The organism is Mesorhizobium sp. M1365, assembly GCF_040317865.1.
Classification (GTDB): Bacteria; Pseudomonadota; Alphaproteobacteria; order Rhizobiales; family Rhizobiaceae; genus Mesorhizobium.
The window spans coordinates 346,074-368,802 of record NZ_JAMYLG010000003.1 but is presented as its reverse complement, the minus strand read 5'-3'; the positions used below and the strand labels follow the sequence as shown (position 1 = coordinate 368,802).

Annotated in this window: 21 protein-coding genes; 10 read left to right on the top strand and 11 right to left on the bottom strand. The window is 64.2% G+C overall.

The window, feature by feature from the left end:
- Positions 1–24 precede the first annotated feature (24 nt).
- Both NKH04_RS06005 and NKH04_RS06000 read left to right on the top strand, forming a co-directional pair.
- On the top strand, positions 25–2,277 hold the full coding sequence (locus tag NKH04_RS06005) for a PBP1A family penicillin-binding protein (protein ID WP_352918318.1): 2,253 nt from the start codon (positions 25–27) through the stop codon (positions 2,275–2,277).
- Positions 2,278–2,338: 61 nt separating this feature from the next.
- Positions 2,339–3,091 (top strand): SDR family NAD(P)-dependent oxidoreductase, encoded by a 753-nt coding sequence (locus tag NKH04_RS06000; RefSeq protein ID WP_023675240.1) that lies wholly within the window; start codon positions 2,339–2,341, stop codon positions 3,089–3,091.
- Positions 3,092–3,204: 113 nt separating this feature from the next.
- On the opposite strand, the gene NKH04_RS05995 is transcribed toward NKH04_RS06000, so the two are convergent.
- A complete protein-coding gene (locus NKH04_RS05995; RefSeq protein WP_352818328.1) occupies positions 3,205–4,977 on the bottom strand; it encodes a cation:proton antiporter domain-containing protein in 1,773 nt (590 codons plus the stop codon).
- A gap of 452 nt (positions 4,978–5,429) precedes the next feature.
- Here NKH04_RS05995 and NKH04_RS05990 point away from each other — a divergent pair, with 452 nt between their 5' ends.
- The gene (locus tag NKH04_RS05990) at positions 5,430–5,927 is read left to right on the top strand and encodes a GNAT family N-acetyltransferase (protein WP_352818324.1); all 498 of its coding nucleotides are present in this window, start codon (positions 5,430–5,432) and stop codon (positions 5,925–5,927) included.
- A 272-nt stretch (positions 5,928–6,199) separates the two neighbouring features.
- Here NKH04_RS05990 and NKH04_RS05985 read toward each other — a convergent pair whose 3' ends face one another.
- Positions 6,200–6,649: a baeRF12 domain-containing protein gene (locus NKH04_RS05985; RefSeq protein WP_352448343.1), complete on the bottom strand. Its 450-nt coding sequence runs from the start codon at positions 6,647–6,649 to the stop codon at positions 6,200–6,202.
- Positions 6,650–7,089: 440 nt separating this feature from the next.
- Here NKH04_RS05985 and cysG point away from each other — a divergent pair, with 440 nt between their 5' ends.
- From cysG to NKH04_RS05955, 6 genes are all read left to right on the top strand, one after another.
- Positions 7,090–8,541 carry a siroheme synthase CysG gene (gene cysG, locus NKH04_RS05980; protein WP_352539422.1) on the top strand — a complete coding sequence of 484 codons (1,452 nt, stop codon included), beginning with the start codon at positions 7,090–7,092 and terminating at the stop codon, positions 8,539–8,541.
- Complete coding sequence (locus tag NKH04_RS05975) at positions 8,538–8,843, top strand: DUF2849 domain-containing protein (RefSeq protein ID WP_352469417.1); 306 nt, start codon at positions 8,538–8,540, stop codon at positions 8,841–8,843. Before cysG ends, NKH04_RS05975 begins: the two co-directional genes overlap by 4 nt.
- Before the next feature lie 73 nt (positions 8,844–8,916).
- Positions 8,917–10,587, top strand: coding sequence for a nitrite/sulfite reductase (locus NKH04_RS05970; protein WP_352469418.1), 1,671 nt, complete (start codon positions 8,917–8,919; stop codon positions 10,585–10,587).
- A complete protein-coding gene (locus NKH04_RS05965) occupies positions 10,562–11,326 on the top strand; it encodes a phosphoadenylyl-sulfate reductase (RefSeq protein ID WP_352448339.1) in 765 nt (254 codons plus the stop codon). The genes NKH04_RS05970 and NKH04_RS05965 overlap by 26 nt, the downstream gene beginning before the upstream one ends.
- 207 nt (positions 11,327–11,533) lie before the next feature.
- Positions 11,534–12,070: a DUF934 domain-containing protein gene (locus NKH04_RS05960; protein ID WP_352539420.1), complete on the top strand. Its 537-nt coding sequence runs from the start codon at positions 11,534–11,536 to the stop codon at positions 12,068–12,070.
- Positions 12,071–12,207: 137 nt separating this feature from the next.
- The gene (locus NKH04_RS05955) at positions 12,208–12,828 is read left to right on the top strand and encodes a DJ-1/PfpI family protein (RefSeq protein ID WP_352539419.1); all 621 of its coding nucleotides are present in this window, start codon (positions 12,208–12,210) and stop codon (positions 12,826–12,828) included.
- A 147-nt stretch (positions 12,829–12,975) separates the two neighbouring features.
- On the opposite strand, the gene NKH04_RS05950 is transcribed toward NKH04_RS05955, so the two are convergent.
- Together NKH04_RS05950 and NKH04_RS05945 are read right to left on the bottom strand one after the other, a co-directional pair.
- Positions 12,976–13,998, bottom strand: coding sequence for a fatty acid desaturase (locus NKH04_RS05950; RefSeq protein WP_352469420.1), 1,023 nt, complete (start codon positions 13,996–13,998; stop codon positions 12,976–12,978).
- 126 nt (positions 13,999–14,124) lie between these two features.
- A complete protein-coding gene (locus NKH04_RS05945) occupies positions 14,125–14,328 on the bottom strand; it encodes a hypothetical protein (protein ID WP_023675249.1) in 204 nt (67 codons plus the stop codon).
- A 236-nt stretch (positions 14,329–14,564) separates the two neighbouring features.
- Between NKH04_RS05945 and grpE the strand changes: the two genes are divergently transcribed.
- Positions 14,565–15,200, top strand: coding sequence for a nucleotide exchange factor GrpE (gene grpE / locus NKH04_RS05940; protein ID WP_023675250.1), 636 nt, complete (start codon positions 14,565–14,567; stop codon positions 15,198–15,200).
- Positions 15,201–15,320: 120 nt separating this feature from the next.
- On the opposite strand, the gene olsB is transcribed toward grpE, so the two are convergent.
- From olsB to NKH04_RS05905, 7 genes are all read right to left on the bottom strand, one after another.
- Positions 15,321–16,196 (bottom strand): l-ornithine N(alpha)-acyltransferase, encoded by an 876-nt coding sequence (olsB, locus tag NKH04_RS05935; RefSeq protein ID WP_023675251.1) that lies wholly within the window; start codon positions 16,194–16,196, stop codon positions 15,321–15,323.
- A 149-nt stretch (positions 16,197–16,345) separates the two neighbouring features.
- A complete protein-coding gene (locus NKH04_RS05930) occupies positions 16,346–18,634 on the bottom strand; it encodes a PAS domain-containing hybrid sensor histidine kinase/response regulator (protein ID WP_352918314.1) in 2,289 nt (762 codons plus the stop codon).
- Between the two features lie 88 nt (positions 18,635–18,722).
- Positions 18,723–19,712 carry an acrylyl-CoA reductase (NADPH) gene (gene acuI, locus NKH04_RS05925; protein ID WP_352918312.1) on the bottom strand — a complete coding sequence of 330 codons (990 nt, stop codon included), beginning with the start codon at positions 19,710–19,712 and terminating at the stop codon, positions 18,723–18,725.
- Between the two features lie 51 nt (positions 19,713–19,763).
- Positions 19,764–20,240, bottom strand: a complete 477-nt coding sequence (lspA, locus tag NKH04_RS05920) for a signal peptidase II (protein ID WP_352454178.1) — start codon at positions 20,238–20,240, stop codon at positions 19,764–19,766.
- A 26-nt stretch (positions 20,241–20,266) separates the two neighbouring features.
- Positions 20,267–21,130 (bottom strand): TrmH family RNA methyltransferase, encoded by an 864-nt coding sequence (locus NKH04_RS05915; protein ID WP_023675255.1) that lies wholly within the window; start codon positions 21,128–21,130, stop codon positions 20,267–20,269.
- Positions 21,131–22,192 (bottom strand): RsmD family RNA methyltransferase, encoded by a 1,062-nt coding sequence (locus tag NKH04_RS05910; RefSeq protein ID WP_352613052.1) that lies wholly within the window; start codon positions 22,190–22,192, stop codon positions 21,131–21,133. It lies immediately after the preceding gene.
- Positions 22,086–22,721, bottom strand: coding sequence for an anthrone oxygenase family protein (locus NKH04_RS05905; protein ID WP_352918310.1), 636 nt, complete (start codon positions 22,719–22,721; stop codon positions 22,086–22,088). Before NKH04_RS05905 ends, NKH04_RS05910 begins: the two co-directional genes overlap by 107 nt.
- Positions 22,722–22,729: the final 8 nt, after the last annotated feature.

Below are 22,729 nucleotides of genomic sequence, written 5' to 3'. Positions count from 1 at the left end.
GGCATGGGGAAGACAGCACAGCGCATGGCGAACCGGAAAGACAGCCGCATCGAGCCCAGCTTCGAGGCATCGCCGGGGGCGAGATCCTCGGCCGGTTTTTCGGTAAGCGAGGAGGACCGCGTCGTGCCGAGCAACCGAAAAGCCGCTGCAAAGCGCAAATCGTCCAAGGCCAAGCCGCCGCGCGGCGGGCGCGGCAAAAGCCGGCGCGGCGTGTTCGGCGTTCTTGCCCGGCTGTTCTACTGGTGCTTCGTGCTGGCCATCTGGGGCGGCATCGCCACTGCCGGCATCGTCGTCTATTACGGCGCGAAAATGCCGGCGGCCACCACCTGGGCCATTCCCGACCGCGCCCCCAACATCAAGATCGTCTCGGTCGACGGCCAGCTGCTTGGCAATCGCGGCATGAGCGGCGGCGAGGCCGTCGGCCTGCACGAAATGTCGCCCTATATTCCCGAGGCCGTCATCGCCATCGAAGACCGCCGCTTCTATTCGCATTTCGGCATCGACCCGATCGGCCTTTCCCGGGCCATGGTGACCAATGTACTGGGCGGGCATTTTTCGCAGGGCGGCTCGACGCTGACCCAGCAGCTGGCCAAGAACCTGTTCCTGACGCCGGACCGCACGCTGGAACGCAAGGTGCAGGAAGTGCTCTTGGCGCTGTGGCTGGAGCACAAGCATACGAAGGACCAGATCCTCGAAATGTACCTCAACCGGGTTTATTTCGGCTCTGGCGCCTATGGTGTCGAAGCGGCCTCGCGCCGCTATTTCGGCAAGAGCGCGCGTGACGTCACGCTGTCGGAGGCCGCCCTTCTCGCCGGTCTGCTCAAGGCGCCGTCGCGGCTGTCGCCGGCGCGCGACCCGAAGGCGGCCGAGCAGCGCTCGCAGCTGGTGCTCGCCGCGATGCGCGACGAGGGCAAGATCAGCGCCAAGGAGCAGACCACGGCAATGAGCGCGCCGGCGACACGCGCGCCGTCCTACTGGACCGGCTCGGAAAACTACGTCGCCGATACGATCATGGAAGAACTGCCCGACCTGATCGGCGACGTGCGCCGCGATATCGTCGTCGACACGACCGTCGACCTGACGCTGCAGAAACTCGCCGAGCAATCGATCCGCCGGCTGATCAACCAGAGCGGCAAGAAGCTCAATGTCAGCCAGGGCGCGCTGGTGTCGATCGACAATTCCGGCGCGGTGCGTGCGATGGTCGGCGGTTACGACTATTCGACCAGCCAGTTCGACCGCGCCTCGGAGGCGCGCCGCCAGCCGGGCTCGGCGTTCAAGCCGTTCGTCTACATGGCGGCGCTGGAATCCGGCCGCACGCCCGACAGCGTGCGCAACGACGCGCCGATCAAGATCGGCAACTGGACGCCCGACAATTACGGCGGCAAATATTTCGGCAAGGTGACGCTGGCGACGGCGCTGGCAAAATCGCTGAACTCGGTGGCCGCGCAGCTGACCATGGAAGTCGGGCCGAATGCGGTGGTCGAGGCGGCGCACCGCATGGGCGTCCAGTCCGAGCTGACAGCCAACACCTCAATCGCGCTCGGCACCTCGGAAGTGACGCCGCTGGAACTGACCTCGGCCTATGTTCCCTTCGCCAATGGCGGTTATAAGCCCGACATCCATTTCATCCGCCGCGTCACGACGAGCGACGGCAAGGTGCTCTACGAAAACAATGGCGGCGGTGCGCCGCGCGTCGTCAAGCCCGATGTCGTCGGCATGATGAACTCGATGATGACCGGCACGGTCGAAATCGGCACGGCCAGGAAGGCGGCGTTCGCCTGGCCGGCGGCCGGCAAGACCGGCACCAGCCAGAATTCGCGCGACGCCTGGTTCATCGGCTATACCGCCAATCTGACCACCGGCGTCTGGTTCGGCAATGATGACGGCAGCGCGATGAAGAAGGTCACCGGCGGCGCGCTGCCGGCGCAGGCCTGGCACGAGTTCATGGTCGCCGCGCATGAGGGCGTGCCGGTGCGACCGCTGCCCGGAACCTGGAAGTCGACGCCGCCCGACACCATCGTCCCGGACGACATACCGTCCGACACGCCGCCGCCGGCGCCGGTCGCTTCCGTTGGCCAATCGGCGCCGCCTGTGGCAGCTACCCAGCCGGCTTCGCGTCCCGTGCGTCCCGCCGAGACGGTCGATGCCGGCGGCCTGGCCATGCCGGGGGTCGACAGCGCCACCGGATCGATCAAGCACCCGGTGCCGCCCGGCAATGTCGGCGGCCCGGTCAAGAAGCGGCAGACGTCGATCCTGGACATCCTGACAGGCGGCTGAACAACAGGCCCCCTCGCCACCGCTGCCGCGTTCCGCTACATCTCCCGTTTGGAGACCGCGAATGGCAGAGACCGACACCAGAAAGACCATTGTGCTGACCGGCGCCAGCCGTGGCATCGGCCACGCCACGGTCAAGCGCTTTTCACGCGAAGGCTGGCGCGTCATCACCTGCTCGCGCCAGGCCTTTGCCGAGGACTGCCCGTGGCCGGCCGGCCCGGAAGACCATATCAAGGTCGACCTCGCCGACCAGGAGGATGTCGGCATCGCCATCTCCGAGATCCGCCACCGGCTCGAGGCGCATGGCGGGCAGCTGCATGCGCTGGTCAACAATGCCGGCATCTCGCCGAAGCTCAAGGACGGCAACAGCCGCATGAACTCGATCGACACGCCGATGCATGTCTGGCGCGACGTCTTCCAGGTGAATTTCTTTGCCCCGATCATGCTGGCACGGGGATTGTTCAAGGAGCTGGCATCGGCCAAGGGCTCCATCGTCAACGTCACCTCGATTGCCGGCACCCGCGTGCATCCTTTCGCCGGCACCGCCTATGCGACGTCGAAGGCGGCACTCGGCTCGCTGACCCGCGAGATGGCGCATGATTTCGGCCCGCACGGCATTCGCGTCAACGCCATTGCGCCGGGCGAGATCGACACCGCGATCCTGTCGCCGGGCACGGAAAAAATCGTCGAGACCATTCCGCTGAGAAGGCTGGGCACCACGGCGGAAGTTGCCGACATCATCTTCTTCCTGTGCTCGCAGCAGGCGTCCTACGTGACCGGCTCGGAAATCCACATCAATGGCGGCCAGCACGTTTGAGCTGTTGGTTTTGATCAATCGTTGACGCTGCCCCTCATCCCCCTGCCGGGACCTTCTCCCGTGAAGAACGGGGAGAAGGGGCTTGACCGCAACGCTGGCGGGGCAGCGCAGGCTTAGGCTGCCGTGGGCGCTTTCGGTGCTGCCGTCACCACCTCGACGATTCCGCGGGCGATCTCGCGTTCGCCCATGATGACGGTGTCGGCACCAAGGTTTTTGAGGTGCTCGACCTCGGCATCGGAATGGGCGCGGGCGATGATTTCGATTGCCGGATTGGCGGCGCGGGCGCGCAGCACGACCTGCCCGGCCTCGAAGGCGTTGGGAATGGCCAGGATCAGCCGCTTCGCGCCCGCGGGATTGGATGCGGCGAACACGTCGCCACTCGCCGCGTTGCCGGGTACGGTTTCGACGCCTTCGGCCTTGAGTTTCGCCAACGTCTTGTCGGCATCCTCGATGACGAGGAAGGGCAGGGCGGCCTGCTTCAGCGATGTACCGACAAGGCTGCCGACGCGGCCGTAGCCGATCAGGATGGTGTGGCCGGTCAGCCTCGTCCTGGGCGGTGGGCCATCCTCGTTAGCAGGCGCCGCGACCGAAGCCACCTGGCCGGGCTCGGTCGCCGGGCCGATCGGCCTTGCTTCGCCGGACGGCGCCGTCCTGCCGGCGCGTGCTTCCAGCCAGGGTTTCATCCGGTCGACGGCAAGAAACATCAGCGGATTGAGGACGATCGACAGGATGGCGCCGGCGAGGATGAGGTCGCGGCCTTGTTCGGGCAGCAGTTTCAGCCCGACGCCGAGTTCAGCCAGGATGAACGAGAATTCGCCGATCTGGGCTAGGCTTGCCGAAATCATCAATGCGGTTGCGACCGGATAGCGGAAGACGACGACGATAACAAAGGCTGCCAGCGACTTGCCGACAACGATGATGGCCAGCGTCGCCAGGATCGGCCAGCCATTGCTGATCACGCTGAACGGGTCGAACAGCATGCCGACCGAAACGAAGAACAGCACGGAAAAGGCGTCGCGCAGCGGCAGCGATTCCTCAGCCGCCCGGTGGCTGAGCTCGGATTCGCTCATGATCATGCCGGCGAAGAAAGCGCCAAGAGCCAGTGACACGCCGAACAGCTTGGCCGCGCCGAAGGCGACGCCAAGCGCAATCGCAAGCACCGCCAACCGGAACAGTTCGCGCGATCCGGTATGGGCGACGTAGTGCAGGACCCAGGGGATAAGCCGGCGGCCGACCACCAGCATGACCAAGACAAAGGCCGCGACCTTGGCCAGTGTGACGGCGACGACGCCCCAGACGCCGTAGCTCGCCGGCAGCGACAGCAGACCGCTGGAGTGCACCTCCACCTGCTCTTGGCCGCCGAGCACGCCGGCCAATGCCGGCAAAAGCACCAGCGCCAGCACCATCGCCAGATCCTCGACGATCAGCCAGCCGACGGCGATGCGGCCGCGCTCGGTCTCGATCAGCCGCCGCTCCTGCAGGGCGCGCAACAGCACCACGGTCGAGGCCACGGAAAGCGCCAGGCCAAAGACCAGTCCCGCGCCCATCGACCAGCCGAGCATCCAGGCAAGGCCGGCGCCGAGGGCTGTCGCGAAGCCGATCTGCACAATGGCGCCGGGCACGGCGATGGCGCGGACCGACAACAGGTCCTTCAGCGAGAAATGCAGGCCGACGCCGAACATCAGCAGGATGACGCCGATCTCGGCAAGTTCATTGGCGAGGCCGGCATCGGCGACGAAACCCGGCGTGTTCGGTCCAACCAGAACGCCGGCGACGAGGTAGCCTACCAGCGGCGGCACGCGAAAACGGTTGGCAAGTGCGCCGAAGACGAAAGCCAGCCCCAGACCGGCGACGATGGTGGCGATAAGGGGCGTGTCATGCGGCATTGTCTATGGAGCGCCTTCAGGAATCGCGATGTCGGATATGCGCCGTCCAATGGCCGCCGCCTTGGCAGTATGGAGGCTGGGACAGTCGCGAGACAACCCGCAATCCCCATGAAATCGATGGCAAGGCGGCAAAAAGGCGTTGAGCCGGCAAGATTTGCCGCTACGGCGCGCGTGCTCCAGGCAGGCGATTGATACGGAAAAGGGCTTATCCCGTTCGCACAGGCAGATGCTGCTAATTGTGCATTTATAGAACTGGGATTCATCCGTTTAGCAGACCGAAGCGGACCTCGGATGGAAGATGGGTGCGACGCATCAGGCGCGATTCGCCAATCCGTGTCCTGTCAGATCGTGGCAGCCTCCTACTGCGCCACAGACGTTTTTGAAGCCGGGCGCTTGCGGATGAGACAATCTTCGACAAAGACCTCGGGAACCCGGAGAGCCTTGGAGGAAGTATGGTTAAAATCGCCAATACAGCCGCAGAGCACATTGAGAGTTTCCATGCGGCTCTCGACGTGGTCGCGCGGGAGAGAAAATACCTGACCATGCTGGAAGCGTTCCCGCTTCCTGAGACACGCGATTTCGTTTTGAACATGATTAAGCAGCGAAACCCGCATATCGTAGCGACGGAAGGAGACCGTGTTGTGGGATGGTGCGACATCACCCGCCATTTCTTTCCATCCCACGCTCATCGCGGAAGTTTAGCGATGGGAATCATACCCGATTATCGTGGACAAGGATTGGGCCGTCGCCTTATCACCGCCGCCTTGGAAAAGGCTCGGCAAGAAAACTTCGTTCGCGTTGAACTCTCGGTGCACGCCGATAATAGCCGGGCCATAACGCTGTATGAAAAAACTGGTTTTGTTACGGAGGGTGTCCTCAGGCGTGGCGTTTGCATTGATGGTCGCTATTTTGACACCATCTGCATGGCCGTGATGCTCGACGGTCAATGACGATGCTGGCGCATCCCGACCGACGTTTTGTCGCCGTGATCCTGCTAATTAACTTCGGATGTTTTCCGTCGGCGCCAGATCAGCTTTGAACGCTGGCGACCCCCTCTCCCCGTCCTTCACGGGGTCCGGAGGGCGGGCGAGACAAGCGGCTCGCCCAGGAATGGGTAAGGGTGAGGGGAGCGCAAACCTGATGCGGTTGTCCTCGCCTGCCCCAGCCTGGGACCTGCCCCAGCCTAGGATTAGTAAGGAAATTACACGCCGCCGATGCCCGATCAGGTCGCCTGCAGCAGGCTCTCGATATCGGGTATGCTGTGGTTGGTCAGCGTCTTTGGAATTTCGGCCGTTATCTTGTCGGTGACCTCCTTGTGCAGCTTCCTGCGCATGTCGCCCAGCACCGGCGGCGGCGCGATCAGCACGATCTCCTTGAAGCTGCCGCGATGCGCGAGCTTGTAGAGCCTGTCGGCAATCTCTTCGGCAAAACGCTCCTTGCCGAGACGGTGCCAGTCGGTGTCCTCGACCGCACTGCGGTGGACGGAAGGGCCGTCGCTGTAGCGGCCGGGGCGGTCCGTGCCTTGTTCTCGGGTTGCCGGATTTTCCTGCTCCATCTCGTGCACGACCTGAAGGTCGGGATATTGGACGTCTCCACGGTTCTCGAGGAACAGCGCCTTTTCGCCATCTGCCACCACGATCCATAGTCCGCGTTTCAGTCTGACGTTGCTCATGGGGCGCTCCTTTTTTGATTTTTCGAGCCCATCGCCGGGCCTTTGCCGCAGGGGTGTGACCGGGCCTGGGTCCATAGGGCAAACGCGTGCCGAGGCGGGAATGTTCCGGCACTCGGACCTGGTGCTCCGACAGGGGTCGGCGAGAGTGCGGGGCTGCCGTCGATCGCTCGGTCAGCATCCGGCGGCTTAATCTACTAAATTGATAGAATTTAGAAAAATCTGTTTTGTGGTTAGCTCCTCCGGCCGCTAAAAAGGCAGCGGATCAAGGGCTGCAACAGCAGCTTCAATCTGCCCCGCATTTGAATGTGGAATATTTTTCTCTTGGCCTTCATGCTTGCAGAAAAGAGATTGCCTGCTACGAAGCGATGCGCGAGTGGGTGCCTTCTGGTTTTTCGCGCCTCCGCGTAGAACTGACAAACGGTTCCAGGATTCCGCTCGTCATGCCGCAAGCCACACCCAAGCTCAATGCCTTTCCCGTCTTCATGCGGGTCGAGGGCGAAGCCATAGCCATCGTCGGCGGCGCAGAGGAAGCGCTGGCCAAGGCGCGGCTGCTCGCGCAGTCGAGCGCTGTGCTGCGCATCGTCAGCGATGAAACAAGCCCGGAGCTGCTGGCCTTTATCGCCGAGACGGGGGCCGCCCACATCGCCGACGTCTATGATGCAGCACATCTCAATGGTGCGGTGATGGTGTTTGCCGCCAGCGGCGACGAGGCGCTCGATCGCCGCGTTGCCGGGGATGCGCGCCGGCTGGGCATTCCGGTCAATGCCGTCGACCGGCCGGAGCTATGCGATTTCTTCACGCCGGCACTGGTCAACCGCGCGCCGGTCGCCATTGCCATCGGCACGGAAGGTGCCGGCCCGGTGCTGGCGCAGATGCTGCGCAGCCGCATCGACCGCATGCTGGCGCCCTCGCTCGGGCCGCTCGCGGCGCTCGCCGCATCTTTTCGCGACACCGCCGAAAGACTGCTGCCGAAGGGCAATGCCCGCCGCCGCTTCTGGAGCGATTTCTTTGGCGGCGCGCCGGCCCGCGCTGTCGAGGCAGGCGAGCTTTCGCAGGCGCATGATGCGGCCGTCGGCTTGCTGCTTTCGACAGAACCGGCATCGGGCCATATCGCGCTTGTAGGCGCCGGTCCAGGCGCCGAGGACCTTTTGACGCTGCGCGCCCATCGCCTGCTGATGGAAGCCGACGTGATCGTCCATGACGCGCTGGTGCCGGAGGCGATCGTCGCAATGGGCCGTCGCGATGCCGAGCGCCTGCCGGTCGGCAAGCGCAAGGGCTGCCATTCCAAGAGCCAGGCCGAGATCAATGCGCTGCTGGTCGAGCTTGGCCACGCCGGCAAGCGTGTCGTGCGGCTGAAGTCCGGCGACCCGCTGGTGTTCGGCCGGGCCGGCGAGGAGATGGCGGCACTTCGCGATGCCGGCGTCGCCTACGAAGTGGTTCCGGGCGTCACCGCGGCCTTCGCCGCCGCCGCCGATTTCGAACTGCCGCTGACGCTGCGCGGCGTGTCGTCGTCGATGGTGTTCACCACCGGCCATGACCTCAAGGGAAATTCGCTGCCCGACTGGGCAAAGCTCGCCATTTCCGGCGCGACGGTCGCCGTCTATATGGGCCGCTCGGTCGCCGCCGAGGTCGCCGGCCGGCTGATCGAAGCCGGCCTGTCGCCGGATACGGCCGTCGCCGTGGTCGAGAATGCCAGCCTTGCCAACCGCCGCCGTTTCCACGGCACGCTCGCCGACCTGCCGTCGCTGGAGGCGCGCGCCGACCTCAGCGGCCCGGTGATGACCATCATCGGCGACGCGGTCGCCGGGGCCAATTTCGAACGGTCCGAGCCGCTGGCGGCACACAGGCAGGAAAGCGTGGCGAGTGCTGCCGCGCAAGGAGTGAGCCAATGAAAGTCCTGACCGCGAACCGCCTCGCCGACGGCATAGCCGTCTGGTACGCCAATGGCGGCTGGGCCGAGATCATCGACCATGCCGACATCGCCCATGACAAGGCGGCCGAGGACCGGCTGGAGGCAATCGGCGCCAAGGCCTCCGCCAACAACGAAGTGGTCGACGTCAACCTGATAGACGTGACCGTGGCCAACGGCACGGTCGAAGCGGTCCGGCTGCGTGAAAAGATCCGTGCCGCCGGCCCGACCACCCGCAACGACCTGGGCAAGCAGGCCCGTCCGCAAGCCGCACGCGCGGCATAGATGACACAAGCATGATCCCGATCATGCTCGAACGAAGAAAATAACGGGCGGACGCGCCCGGAAAGACCTGAATATGTACCGTTACGATGAGTTCGACCACGATTTCGTCAAGGCCCGCGTCGCCGAGTTCAGCGACCAGGTCGCGCGGCGCCTTGCCGGCGAGATCACCGAGGACCAGTTCCGGCCGCTGCGGCTGATGAACGGCGTCTATCTGCAGCTGCATGCCTATATGCTGCGCATCGCGGTGCCCTACGGCACGCTGAACAGCAAGCAGCTGCGCATGCTCGGCCACATCGCCCGCAAATACGACAAAGGTTACGGCCATTTCACGACGCGCCAGAACATCCAGTTCAACTGGCCGGCGCTGTCGGACATCCCGGCGATCCTGGCTGATCTGGCAAGCGTCGAGATGCACGCCATCCAGACCAGCGGCAATTGCATCCGCAACGTCACCGCCGACCACTTCGCCGGCGCCGCCGCTGACGAGGTTGCCGATCCGCGCCCCTATGCCGAAATCCTGCGGCAATGGTCCTCGGTGCATCCGGAGTTCTCGTTCCTGCCGCGAAAATTCAAGATCGCGGTGACCGGCGCCGAGCGCGACCGCGCCGCCATCCAGACGCACGACATCGGCTTGCATCTGAAGAAGAACGCCGCCGGCGAGCTCGGTTTCGCCGTCTATGTCGGCGGCGGCCAGGGCCGCACGCCAATGGTCGCCAAGAAGATCCGCGATTTCCTGCCCGAAGCGGATCTGTTGTCCTACTGCACGGCGATCCTGCGCGTTTACAACCTCTATGGCCGGCGCGACAACAAGTTCAAGGCGCGCATCAAGATCCTGGTCCATGAGACCGGCGTCGAGGAGATCACCCGCCAGGTCGAGGCCGAATGGCAGGAGTTGAAGGACGCCGAGCTGAGGCTGCCGGAAGAAGACATCCGCGCCATCGATGCCTATTTCGCGCCGCCTCCGCTTGTCGACCGGCCGGAAGGCGACGAGGCGGTCAAGCTTGCCCGCCTCGACTCCAAGAGCTTTTCCGAATGGCTGGATCAGAATGTGGTCACCCATCGCCATCCGGACTACGCGGCGGTGACCATCTCGCTCAAGGGCATCGGCGAGACGCCGGGCGATGCCTCCGACAGCCAGATGGAAGCGGTCGCCGACATTGCCGAAAAATATTCATTCGACGAGCTGCGCGTCAGTCACGAGCAGAACCTGATCCTGCCGCATGTCGCGCGGGCCGACCTCAAGGCGGTCTATGACGCGCTTGTCGATATCGGGCTGGCGACGGCCAATTCCAACCTGATCAGCGACATCATCTCCTGCCCCGGCCTTGACTATTGCGCGCTGGCAACGGCGCGTTCCATTCCCGTGGCGCAGGAAATCTCGCGGCGCTTTGCTTCGCTGGAGCGCCAGCGCGACATCGGCGAATTGAAGCTGAAGATTTCCGGCTGCATCAATGCCTGCGGCCATCACCATGTCGGCCATATAGGCATCCTGGGCGTCGAGAAGAAAGGCGCCGAGCTTTACCAGGTGACGCTCGGCGGCTCGGCCGACGAGAACACCTCGGTCGGCGAGATCATCGGCCGCGGCTTCAGTTCGGAAGAGATCACCGATGCCATCGAGCAGATCGTCGAGACCTATCTCGGGCTTCGGCTGGACAGAAACGAAAGATTCATCGACGCCTACCGCCGAGTCGGTCCCGCGCCGTTCAAGGAGGCGCTCTATGCTGGCGAAGCCAAGGCCGCTTGACCGTATCGTCGACGTGGAGGCCGGCATCGCCGCCCAAGCGGCGGGTCTCGACGCGCTCTACGGCCATCTGAAGCCGCTGGAGATCATCGAGCGGTCGACCCGGGAGTTCTTTCACGGCGAAATCGCCGCCGTCTCGTCCTTCGGCGCGGATTCGGCGGTGCTGCTGCACATGATCGCCGAGATCGACCGCACGCTGCCGGTGATCTTTCTCGACACCGGCAAGCATTTCGAGGAAACGCTCGGCTATCGTGACGCGCTGGCCGCCGATTTCGGGCTGAGCGATATCCGGGTGATCAGGCCCGACGATGCGGCGCTGGCAAGGATCGACCCGACCGGCAATCTGAACGAGACGGACACCGACGCCTGCTGCGACGTGCGCAAGGTCGAGCCGCTGGCGCGCGGCGTTGAGCCGTTCCGCGCCTGGTTCACCGGCCGCAAGCGCTTCCAGGCGGCGACCCGGGCAGCGCTCCCAGTGTTCGAGGCGGTCGGCTCGCGCATCCGCATCAATCCGCTGGCGCACTGGACGACATCGGACCAGGCCGGCTACATGCGCGCGCATGCGCTGCGTGAAAACCCGCTGGTCGCCTATGGCTATCTGTCGATCGGCTGTTTCCCATGCACGCAGCCGGTGCAACCGGGCGACGATGCGCGCAGCGGCCGCTGGGCCGGGCACGCCAAGACCGAATGCGGCATCCACTTGTCGGGGCTGGAAAGGTCGCTGACCGACGCATCACTTTAGGGTATATTGATATTCAGCCGGCCTTCAAACGGCGGCTTCCTGCGCTTCCGGCGCTCACGTACCCAAAGTACGCTCCGCTCCGGTTCTCGGAAGCCACGCAGTTTGGTCGCTTCGCGCCCGCCTTCGGCTCCGGCTCGGCCTGACCTGAATCTCAACGCACCCTGAGGTGTTTTGCACTTAGAATCTTTGGACTTGGGAATTTTCTTGATGAGCGACTTGATAGCCGAAAACGCCATGCGGCTGTGGACACCGGATGGGTTCCGCGAGGACGAGTGGGTTCATGCCGAAAGCGCCGAGGCGCTGGTCGGCAATGGCCGTTTCATCCTGCCGTTGCAGGCGTTTCTGGGCCTCGATCCGGAGGTGCGGCGGTCGGCGAAGGAGCGCATCGGTGTGCTGCTGCAGCCCGGCGATCAGCTTGAGAAGATCGCAGGCCTGCTCGATCAGCTGTCGCTGGTTGCGCTGGCGTTTCCGGCGTTCAATGACGGCCGCTCGTTCTCCAAGGGCGAATTGCTGCGCAGCCGTTATCATTTTGCAGGCGCTATGCGCGCCACCGGGCAGGTGCTGATCGATCAGCTGCCGCATATGCTGCGCGTCGGCTTCGATGAATTCGAGGTATCGCACCCGGTGCTGCTGAAGCGGCTCGAGCAAGGCCGCACCGGCGGACTGCCGCTGTTCTATCAGCCGGCGGTGAAGCCGGAGGCCAAAGGCCCGAAATATTCCTGGCGGCGGGTGCGCGCCGGCTGATCCGCTCCAGAGGGCCAGAAGCCCTGTCTGGTCGGACCACATTCCCGATTCAGCCTTTTATTTTGCGCCTCTCCGCCTTAGGATAGGCCCATTATTTCGCGATCCGAATAAATGTGGCCACAAGGGAGGAACCGGGTATGGCTGGCAAGAAGATATTGATGCTCGTTGGCGAGTTCAGCGAGGAGTACGAGATTTTCGTCTTTGAACAGGCCATGCATGCGGTGGGCCACACCGTCCATGTCGTTTGCCCCGACAAGAAGGCCGGCGATATCCTGAAGACCTCCCTGCACGACTTCGAGGGCCACCAGACCTATACGGAAAAGCTCGGCCACGACTACATCCTCAACAAGACGTTTTCCGAGGTCAATCCGGCCGACTACGATGCCGTCTACGCGGCGGGCGGGCGCGGGCCGGAATATATCCGCATCGACAAGCGCGTGCAGGCGCTGGTGCGGCATTTCCATGAGACGGGAAAACCGATCTTCACCATCTGCCACGGCGTGCAGATCCTGATCGCGGTCGACGGCGTGGTGCGCGGCAGGGAAGTCGCGGCGCTGCAATATTGCGAGCCGGAAGTCACGCTGGCCGGCGGCATCTATATCGATGTTGCGCCGACCGGCGCCCATGTCGACGGCAATTTGGTGTCGGCCAAGGGCTGGCCGGGCCTTGCCGCCTTCATGCGCGAATGCCTGAAAGTGCTGGGCACCGAGATCCGCCAGGGCGAGATCCTGATGCGCGACCAGCGCCGGGCGGCTTAAGCTCGGAATGTGGAGCCCGCCGCACCCCTAACGCATGTCGCGCAAAAGTGTCAGCGGTTTTGCGATAACGGCATGCATAAACAACAACCTAAAGCGCGTCGCGTGAGGCCGGTCGAGCGCGACGCGCTTTAGGTGCGGCGGTATGCTTTACACGGCCATCCGCGCTTCGCGGAACGATACCAGCTTGCTGCGACTCTCGTCCCACAGCGCCAGCTTGACGCAGCGCAGGCTGTCGAGGAGTGTGACGCGGCCGATCTCACGCAGCTCCGGATAGTCCCTCAACACTTCCGGAAGCCGGTAGCATGGCACCTTGGCCGAGAGGTGATGCACGTGGTGGACGCCGATATTGCCGGTGATCCAGTTCAGCACCGGCGGCAGGTCGTAATAGGACGAACCGTGCAGGGCAGCGTGCTGGAATTCCCACTCGGAGTCCTTTGTCCACTCCGTCTCCTCGAACTGATGCTGGACATAAAACAGCCAGATGCCGGCCGATCCGGCGAGGATGACGATCGGCAAATGCACGACCAGGAACGCGCCGGGGCCAACGAACCAGATGAGCAGCGCGGCGATGACCGCGATGGCGAGATTGGTCGACATCGACGACACCCAGGGGGTGAAACCGCCCCGCATCATGCCCAAGGGCAGTCTCTGCTCGAAAATGAAGATCCATATCGGGCCAAGGCCAAACATCACCAGCGGATGACGATAGAGGCGATAGGCGAGCCGGCCCCGCCATGACAGTTGCCGATATTCAGCGACCGTCAGTGTCTTGATGTCGCCGGTGCCGCGCTCGTCGAGATTGCCGGCGCTGGCGTGATGGGTTGCGTGGGCGCGGCGCCAGCAATCGTAGGGCGTCAGCGTCAACACGCCAAGCACGCGGCCGATCCAGTCGTCGGCATAGCGGTTGGCAAAGAAGGAGCCGTGGCCGCAATCGTGCTGGATCATGAAGATACGCACCAGAAAGCCGGCTGCCGGAAGGATGAGGACCAGACCCCACCAATGGCCATAGGCATAAGCGGCCGAGGACAGTGCCCACAGCGTGGCGAAGGGGATGAGGGTGATGGCGAGTTCGACGGCGCTGCGACGCCTGTCGGGCTTTTTATAGCGCGACAGGATCTTCAACCAGGCGCGCTTGCTGTTTGCCACAGCTTCGGGGGAAATCATGTTCATCATGAAACATAGGCGGAGCGGCGCGCTGCCGCAAGGCGGAGATCACGCAAAGTTACTGCGGGTAAATGTCGCGCGATGGCGAGGAATTGCGGCCGCAATCGCAGGTCGCGTTGCTGGCGACGGTGTCTACCGACGGCGCCCGCCTGCGACCACCTTGGCTTCGACGCCGTCCAGGCGGTCGAGCAATTCCTTCAGACGGTCGGGAATATCGGACTCCGTGCGGAAGGCCGGTAAGGTGCGCAGAAAGCGCTTGGTCGCCTCGGTGCCGAGCTGGCGCCGGATATCGGCGGCGAGCCCGTCGCGTTTTTCGCCATTCCTGCGGGGCATCATCCAAAATCCTGTGTCGGCTTCGAAACTCTTCCAAGGGAGGAATGGTTCCCGCATTGTAGTGTCCCGGCAAGCAAAGCCGTCGGGTACGGTAAAGTTTGAATTAAAATCGAAAGGTCTGCGCCGTCCGCCATCAAGCAGCGACAGCGGCTGCAGTATCGCTTGCCCCTTGATTTTTGGCCGCTAAACCTCGATATCGGGCGCAAATCCACACCATTCGAAAATGACGGGAAACGGCGATGAGCGACCAGGCAAAAGACGAACGCGCGCCCGATGAAGCCGAGAAGACCGAGGCTGCCGCGGAGCCAAGGGAAGGTGGCGTCGACGGCGACTATGAGGCGCTTGTGCGGCTTCTGAAGGAAAACGAAGAGCTGAAGGATCGCGCGCTGCGCGTCGCGGCCGACATGGAGAATTTGCGCCGCCGTACCGCGCGGGACGTCCACGATGCGCGCGCCTATGCGGTTGCCAATTTTGCCCGCGACATGCTTTCGGTGTCAGACAATCTGCGCCGTGCGCTGGATGCCATCCCGGAGGAGGCCAAGGCGTCGGGCGATGCCGGCTTCAAGGCGCTGATCGACGGCGTCGAGATCACCGAGCGCGCCATGCTGTCGGCGCTGGAACGCCACGGCGTGAAGAAGCTTGAGCCCGAGGGCGAGAAATTCGATCCGAATTTCCACCAGGCGATGTTCGAGGTGCCCAATCCCGACGTACCGGCCAACACGGTCGTGCAGGTCGTGCAGCCCGGCTATTCGATCGGCGAGCGTGTGCTGCGGCCGGCCATGGTCGGCGTCGCCAAGGGCGGCCCCAAGCATGTCGCAAGCGAAGCGCCGGTGGAGCCGGGGCCGGTCAACGAGCAGGCTGAGAAAGATGCGTAAGTTAGGGGAGTAGGGGAATAGGGCAGTACGGGAGTAGGGAATAGCGCTACGTCGGGTAAAGTAGAGCAATTGCCTACTCGGGCCCTTGCCTTCTCTCCGCCTACTCCCCTACTGCCCTATTCAGGCCGCAAACCGCTGCGCTTCTCCACCATAATAATTGACGTAGCGGGCACCGATCTCCTTGACCGGCATCACCACGAACACGTCGACCGTCGAGAATTCACGGTCGATGACACAACCGTCGCCAATGCGCGCGCCGACGCGCAGATAGCCCTTGACCAGCGGCGGCATCGCCGCGATCGCCGCCTTGGTGTTGACGGCCTCGATCGGCATCAGATCCATGGAACAATAGCGCCCGGCGACGGCGCGCACGTCCCAGGATGAATTCGTCCGGCAGTGGTGGGCAAGATAGGTCAGCGCCTCGGCATGTGCCGCAGGCACGGTGCCGTGGAACGACGCGCAGCCGGTCATCACGCCGATGCCGTAATGGTTGATGTAGGCCCATATGCCTTGCCACAGCGCCTCGATGGTGCGCTTCGAGCGGTATTCCGGCAGAACGCAGGAGCGGCCGAGCTCGAGGAAGCGCTGGCCGGGATGCCGCGCGATGAGCTTGGTCAGCTCGAATTCACCTTCGGAATAGAAGCCGCCGGCGGCCGCGGCAATCTCCTGCCGCAGCAGGCGGTAGGTGCCGACGATGCGGCGATGCTCGGGGCCGGAAAGCGAAGTATCGAAGACCAGCAGATGATCGCAGAGGGGATCGAAGCGATCGGCATCGCGGCGGTCCTGCATCTGGAACAGGTCCTTCCTGGCACCAAGCTCGTCGTAGAACACCCGGTAGCGCACTTCCTGCGCGGCAGCGATCTCGGCCTCGTTGCGGGCGAGCCGCACTTCGAGATTGCCGATGCGGCCGAGCGATGCGCCTTTTATGACGGCATCGGCGTTCCGGCCGACGAGCAAAGGCCCGCTGGCGTTCGGCCGAGCATCACATTCCGGCATGACTGTATGCACGAGTGATTCTCCTTCGAGCCATCCCTCTTGGCACGGGGATACGGTGTAGGTGCAACAGGATTGTGACAGTACCGTGATACGGCTCTGCGGGCAATACTTCGTCGGCTGGGCAATCTATCAACCGTCTATGTTGTGCCTCAGGCGGCCGCTTGCCCTTCGACCGCATGAACCAGGGCATCGGGGTCGAGCGGCTTGGTGACGAAGCCGCTGGCACCGTGAGCGAGCACGGCGTGGCGGGTCTTTTCCTGGCTGTCGGCCGACAGCACCATGATCGGCACTGGCGGCACCGCGGTCTCCTCCTCATGGCGGCGGATGGCGGCGATGGCGTCCAGGCCGTCCATGACAGGCATATGCAAGTCCATCAGCACCACGTCGTAACGGTGCTTGTGGCCGGTGCTGATGACCGCCTCGACGGCGGCCTTGCCGTTGCCGACCACTTTCACGCGATGCCCGGCCTTCAGCAGCGTGGCGCGGGCCAGCATGGCGTTGATGTCGTTGTCCTCGGCGATCAGCACCGACAGGCCCTGCTGGCGGGCGCCAATGGCGTGCCCCGCCTGCGCGCCGCGCCTTTGCAGTTGCGGCTCGGCGATGACCGGCGCGTGGCTGGTCAAAAGCACGCGCAGCAATGTCTCGCCGCGCACCGGCCTCGCAAGGAAGGTGGCGTAACCATTGGCACGGAACTCGCCAAGCATGCCACGGTCGGTCGGTGCAATCAGCGTCACTGCCTCGCAATCGGCAAATCCGCTCTGGCGCAGGCGCCTGAGCAGCCTGCCGTCGCTTTGCTCCATGGCAGCATCGATCAGCAGCACGTCGCAGCTCTCGGCGAAAGGGGTGGCCTGGGCGGCGGCGGTGGCCAGATCGACCGTGCCGCCATTGGCGCGAATGGTGCGGGCGAGGGCTTCGGCCTCGACCAGGTTCTTCGACACGATCACGGCATGCCGGCCCGACAGCGCGTCCTGGCGGATCTGCGGCGCCTCGACGGCGGAAATAGCGGGAATCTCGAAGACGAATTCGGACCCCTGGCCAAGCCGGCTTGACACAGAGATAGTGCCGCCCATGGCGGTCACCAGGCGCTTGGAAATGGCGAGACCGAGGCCGGCACCGCCATGCGCACGGGTCGAGGTGCCGTCAGCCTGTTCGAAGTCCTCGAATATGCGCTCCATGTCCTCCTCGCGTAGACCGGGGCCGGTGTCGGTGATGGTGAAGCGGATGCGGTCGGTGGTTTCGGTGCGGACGCGGGCGATGCTTGCCAGGACGCCGCCGCTGTCGGTGAACTTGACGGCGTTGCCGATGAGATTGAGCAGCACCTGCCTGACCCTGCCGGGGTCGGCGGTGATCAGCTGCGGCACGTCGGGTTCGACATGACAGCCGAGGCCGATATCCTTGGCAAAAGCCCGCGCCGCCAAAAGCTCGATGACATTGTCGGCGATCTCGCGCACCGACATCGGCTGCGGTTCGGGATCGAAGCGGCCGGCCTCGATCTTGGAGTAGTCGAGCAGGTCCTCGATCAGCGCCAGCAGCGCGCTGGCCGAGGTCGAGATGGCGCCGACATAGGTCCGCTGCTCGGGCGAAAGGCTGGTGTCGGCGAGAAGCCGGGCCATGCCCATGATGCCGTTCATCGGCGTGCGGATCTCGTGGCTGACGGTGGCGAGGAAGCGCGATTTGGCCTGGCTCGCATATTCGGCCCGCTCGCGGGCGGTGATCAGCGAGGATTCGGCGCGCTTGCGAGCGGTGATGTCGCGGGCGATGGCGCGATGCGAAACGGCGCCGCTGTCCTTGTCGCGCACCGACAGCTCGATCCAAGAGAACCAGCGTGGGCCGTCCGGCGTGCGAATGGCGACGTCGGTGGAACTCAGGCATTCATGGTCGGAAAACGCGGCGTCGGGGACGATGCCGACATCGATGCCTAGTTCGGCCAGGGTCTTGCCGGCAAGGTCGCGCTGGTCGGTTTCGACAAGGTCGGCGAAAACCTTGTTGGCGTAGACAATGTGGCCGTCGCGGTCACGATGGACGACGAGATCGCCGAGTGCATCGATCAGCCCGCGAAAGCGCTCCTCGCTCTCCTGCATCTCCCACATGCGGTCGGCCAGCGTCTCTATTTCGGCGCGGCTGCGGGCGGTCGTGGCATCGAGCAGGGCCACCGCGCGGCGCTCGGTGCGCCTGTTGCGCAGATGCATGGCGAGCCCGGCGATGGCTGTCGCCAAAAGGCCGATGGTGATGAAGATCGGCGTCCCGGTCAGATGCGAAAAGGCTGCCAGCACGACGATGGCGACGAGCGTCAGGAAGGGCAGGCCTTCGCGGTTGGAGGCCGGCAGTTCCGGCGCCAGCGGTGGCGCGGCGACAAGCTGCCGTCCTGGCGCCGCGGGGGCCGTCCCGTCGGCCCGTTCGGCTGGTTCCGCCTCTCTGATGCCGGGTTCCGCAATCATACGGAACTCCTGCCAGACAGAGCTTATCGAAGCTTGTGGTTGATCGCTCGAATTTTAGCGGTCGCTCTCTTTTTTATCCCTTGGGGGTTCACATATCCACCACCACGCGGCCGCGGATCTTGCCCTCGACGATGTCATGTGCGGCGCCGATGATGCCGTCGAAGCCGATGCTCGTCGACAGGCTGGCAAGCTTTGCGTGGTCGAGATCGGCACTGATGCGGCGCCAGGCCTCGAGTCGGACCGCCTTCGGCGCCATCACCGAATCGATGCCGAGCAGCGAGACGCCGCGCAGGATGAAGGGGGCGACGCTTGCCGGCAGGTCCATGCCGCCGGCGAGGCCGCAAGCGGCGACGGCGCCGCCATAGGAGGTCATCGACAGAACGTTGGCCAGCGTGTGACTGCCGACCGCATCGACGCCGCCGGCCCAGCGTTCCTTGGCGAGCGGTTTTGCCGGCTGGGTGAGCTCGTCGCGTGAAATCACTTCCGCGGCGCCGAGGTCGATCAGATAGGGGCTTTCGGCAGCGCGGCCGGTCGAGGCGATGACATGATAGCCGAGGCTGGACAGGATCGAGACCGCGACCGAGCCGACGCCACCGGCAGCGCCGGTCACCACCACCGGGCCGCGATCGGGCACGATGCCGTGGCGCTCCAGCGCGATGACGCAAAGCATGGCGGTGTAGCCGGCGGTGCCGACTGCCATCGCATCATGCGGGCTCATGCCGTCCGGCAACGGCACCAGCCAGTCGCCCTTGACGCGGGCGCGCCCTGCAAAGGCGCCGAAATGCGTCTCGCCGACGCCCCAGCCGTTCAATATGACCTTGTCACCCTTGCGCCAGCCAGGATTGGAAGACGAGATGACGGTGCCGGCGAAATCGATGCCCGGCACCAGCGGCCAGCGGCGGATCACCGGCGCCTTGCCGGTAATTGCAAGACCGTCCTTGTAGTTCACCGTCGTCGCCTCGACCGCGACGGTGACGTCGCCCTCCATCAGGTCTGCCTCGGTAAGCTCGGTCACCGCGACCGACTGGTTTTTCTCGGCGTCGCGCGAAACGAGGATGGCTTTGAAGGTTTCGGGCATTTTTTCTCCTCGGGCTTGCAGATCAGAATGTGCGGCGCCAGGCGAGTGAGGTCAATCGCTCGACGCTCCGCGCCGCCAGCCAATGAGTTCGTCGAAGACGACCAGCACCGCACCAACCGAAATGAAGGCGTCGGCGAGGTTGAAGATCGCGAAGGACCAGACCGGCGTATGGAACAGGACATAGTCGATGACATGACCGTAGATTGCGCGATCAATCAGGTTGCCGAGCGCGCCGCCGACGATCAGTGCGAAGCCGATGCGGGCAAGCAGGTGGCCGGGCGGCGTGCGGGCCGCAAGATAGAGCACGAAAGCGACCACCAGAACCGCGACGACCACCAGGCCGGTGTCGCCGAAGGACGAAAACAGCGAGAACGCGATGCCGGTGTTGTAGGTGCGGTACAGCGCCAGGAACGGAAGAAGGTCGAGCCGTTCCTGAAAGGCAAGACCGGTTTCGACTAGGTATTTCACCCACTGGTCGAGCGCTATCGCGGCGACGACCAGAAGAGCATACGGCCTCCAGGACTTCATGGTTTGCAGTTTCACGGTTTGAGATGTCACGATCTGGCGTCCTCCGGGCCGAGCTTCAGCGCGCCGCGCCGGATCTCGAACAGCATGACGCCGGTGGCCACCGCAAGGTTGAGCGAATCGGCGCGGCCGGCCTGCGGTATCCGCAGCAGTTTGTCGCAGCTTGCGGCAAGCTCGTCAGGCAGACCTTGCTGCTCGTTACCCATCATCAAAAGCACCGGGCCTTTTGAAAAATCGACCGAGCGGTAGTCGACCGCACCTTTCAGATGGGTGCCGGCGACGAGGCCGGGAAAGCTCGTTCGCCAGGCGAGAAAAGCTTCGGGCGACGCCTTGGCGACCGGCACGGCGAAAATCGAGCCCATGGTGGCGCGCACCGTTTCGACCGAAAAGGGATCGGTGGTCTCGCCGACCAAGATGACGCCCCTGGCCCCGACAGCGTCGACCGTGCGGATGACGGTGCCGAGATTGCCGGGGTCGCGGACGCGGTCGAGCGCCACCCAGACGTCGCCGTCACGGGCGCGGATGTCCTTCAACGGCAGGAATTTCTGCGAGAACACGCCGACGACCATCTGCGGATTGTCGCGGCGGGTGATGGCGACGAGCACTTTTTCCGAAACTTCAAGGACGGTGCCGCCGGCGGCGACCGTGCGCGCCGCGATCTTTTCAACCGCCGTATTGCCACGTCCGGCCTTGGCGAAGACCAATGTCCTGATCGACCAGCCGAGATCGAGCGCGTCGATGACCAGCTTCAGGCCTTCGGCCATGAAGGCATTCTGCTGGTCACGGAATTTCTTCAGCGCGAGCGCCTTGATGTCCTTGACCAGCGGGTTGGCGAGGCTGGTGACTTCCTTCACCTGCCCTGGCGCGCCCGCGTGCCGTTCGTACGCACTCATTCAGGCCACCCAGCGTGAGAACAGCGAGGTCGAAAGCGCCCGACCGGCAGACTTCTCGCGGATGATCAATTCACCCGACTCGACCGTGCCGCCCATGCCGGCGAAGGTGTCGCGCATCAGGGCATGGATGGCGAAAAAAGAGGCGCGGATCGAATAGGCGGTCAGTACCACGGCGAGCGGCTTCGGCGTCAGGATCGCGCGGCAGATATCGGTCAGCGCCGGCAGGTCCTCGAACAGCTGCCAGACCTCGCCCTTCGGTCCGCGGCCATAGGCGGGCGGGTCGAACAGGATGATGTCGTAGCGGCTGCCGCGGCGCTCCTCGCGCTCGGCGAATTTCACGGCATCGTCGACGATCCAGCGGATCGGCTTTTGCGACAAGCCCGCCATTTCCTGGTTTTCGCGCGCCCAGCCGATCGCCTTCTTGGAAGCATCGACGTGGGTGACCTCGGCGCCGGCACGCGCCGCCACCAAGGAGGCAAGGCCGGTGTAACCGAACAGGTTCAACACCTTCACCGGCCGTTTTGCCGCCGCGATCAGTCCGGCCATGTGGTCCCAGTGCGAGGCCTGCTCGGGAAAGACGCCGACATGGCGAAACGAAGTGAAGCGGCCGAGATAATCTATGCCGTCATGCTTCATCGGCCAGGTTTCGCCGAGCGGCGTCTTGGGGAAGCGCCAGCGGCCGATGCCTTCCTCGTCGGTATCGCCGGTGAAAATGGCGTCGGCGCGCTCCCAGTCCCTGGCCGGCAAAGCCTTTTGCCAGATCGCCTGGCCCTCCGGCCGAACGATGCGGTAGGGGCCGTATTGCTCGAGTTTTTCTCCGGCGCCGCTGTCGAGCAACGCGTAGTCCTGATTGGGGCCGACCTCGAGGATCAGCGGCAGATGTTCGGCAGGCAGCACGCCATCGCGACGGGATAGAGGGCGCGGCGCGGCTTTCGGCTCGGACCGGTCCTGCAGTTTAGGCTCCGAACCGGCGGTCAGGCCGGCGTAGCGCCGCCGCGGCTGCTCCGCCCCGCCCTTCGGGGGCGGGCGGCTGTCGCGGCGTTTGTCGCGAAAAGGTTTCAAGAAGGCGCATCTCCGGACGGCGGCTCGCCGCTTCTGCCACAGCACATTGACCGGCGCAACAAAAGGGCTGCCGACGTGTGCAGCCGCGCCTGATCGCCAGCAGGCCGACTGCGAGCGCTATGAAACCAACGGCCTTGAAGCCGGTGACGACCATATGGCCGGTTTCCCAACTGCTCCGGATACTTTCGAAATTGTCCGGGATCGGTCCAGGCACCCAGGTGGCCAGGACATCGTTTGCCGGTTTGACCAGGGTAAACCACGCCACGAGGGCCATCAGATAAAGCACGGTGGCGGCCAAAATCCACCAGAATGCCGGGCGGTCGCTGCGCAGCATCCAGGCGAGAAGCCCCGGACAGGCGATCGCGGCCACGTCCAGCGGTGCGCCGACAATCGCGAAGAATTGGAACTGAGCGTTGAAGACAGTGGTTTCACGCCAGAGCGAAGGCGGCCAACTGGTCAGCCGCGGCACCGATTCCAGCACATGGGCGAAGGATGGTCCGAGGCTGAGCGCAGCGACGATGGCGGTCAAAACCGACC

Excerpts from the sequence above, each read along its gene's own strand:
- NKH04_RS06005 (WP_352918318.1), top strand. The coding sequence starts at position 25 with ATGGCGAACCGGAAAGACAGCCGCATCGAGCCCAGCTTCGAGGCATCG.
- NKH04_RS06000 (WP_023675240.1), top strand. The coding sequence starts at position 2,339 with ATGGCAGAGACCGACACCAGAAAGACCATTGTGCTGACCGGCGCCAGC.
- NKH04_RS05995 (WP_352818328.1), bottom strand. The coding sequence starts at position 4,977 with ATGCCGCATGACACGCCCCTTATCGCCACCATCGTCGCCGGTCTGGGG.
- NKH04_RS05990 (WP_352818324.1), top strand. The coding sequence starts at position 5,430 with ATGGTTAAAATCGCCAATACAGCCGCAGAGCACATTGAGAGTTTCCAT.
- NKH04_RS05985 (WP_352448343.1), bottom strand. The coding sequence starts at position 6,649 with ATGAGCAACGTCAGACTGAAACGCGGACTATGGATCGTGGTGGCAGAT.
- cysG (WP_352539422.1), top strand. The coding sequence starts at position 7,090 with ATGCCGCAAGCCACACCCAAGCTCAATGCCTTTCCCGTCTTCATGCGG.
- NKH04_RS05975 (WP_352469417.1), top strand. The coding sequence starts at position 8,538 with ATGAAAGTCCTGACCGCGAACCGCCTCGCCGACGGCATAGCCGTCTGG.
- NKH04_RS05970 (WP_352469418.1), top strand. The coding sequence starts at position 8,917 with ATGTACCGTTACGATGAGTTCGACCACGATTTCGTCAAGGCCCGCGTC.
- NKH04_RS05965 (WP_352448339.1), top strand. The coding sequence starts at position 10,562 with ATGCTGGCGAAGCCAAGGCCGCTTGACCGTATCGTCGACGTGGAGGCC.
- NKH04_RS05960 (WP_352539420.1), top strand. The coding sequence starts at position 11,534 with ATGAGCGACTTGATAGCCGAAAACGCCATGCGGCTGTGGACACCGGAT.
- NKH04_RS05955 (WP_352539419.1), top strand. The coding sequence starts at position 12,208 with ATGGCTGGCAAGAAGATATTGATGCTCGTTGGCGAGTTCAGCGAGGAG.
- NKH04_RS05950 (WP_352469420.1), bottom strand. The coding sequence starts at position 13,998 with ATGAACATGATTTCCCCCGAAGCTGTGGCAAACAGCAAGCGCGCCTGG.
- NKH04_RS05945 (WP_023675249.1), bottom strand. The coding sequence starts at position 14,328 with ATGATGCCCCGCAGGAATGGCGAAAAACGCGACGGGCTCGCCGCCGAT.
- grpE (WP_023675250.1), top strand. The coding sequence starts at position 14,565 with ATGAGCGACCAGGCAAAAGACGAACGCGCGCCCGATGAAGCCGAGAAG.
- olsB (WP_023675251.1), bottom strand. The coding sequence starts at position 16,196 with ATGCCGGAATGTGATGCTCGGCCGAACGCCAGCGGGCCTTTGCTCGTC.
- NKH04_RS05930 (WP_352918314.1), bottom strand. The coding sequence starts at position 18,634 with ATGATTGCGGAACCCGGCATCAGAGAGGCGGAACCAGCCGAACGGGCC.
- acuI (WP_352918312.1), bottom strand. The coding sequence starts at position 19,712 with ATGCCCGAAACCTTCAAAGCCATCCTCGTTTCGCGCGACGCCGAGAAA.
- lspA (WP_352454178.1), bottom strand. The coding sequence starts at position 20,240 with ATGAAGTCCTGGAGGCCGTATGCTCTTCTGGTCGTCGCCGCGATAGCG.
- NKH04_RS05915 (WP_023675255.1), bottom strand. The coding sequence starts at position 21,130 with ATGAGTGCGTACGAACGGCACGCGGGCGCGCCAGGGCAGGTGAAGGAA.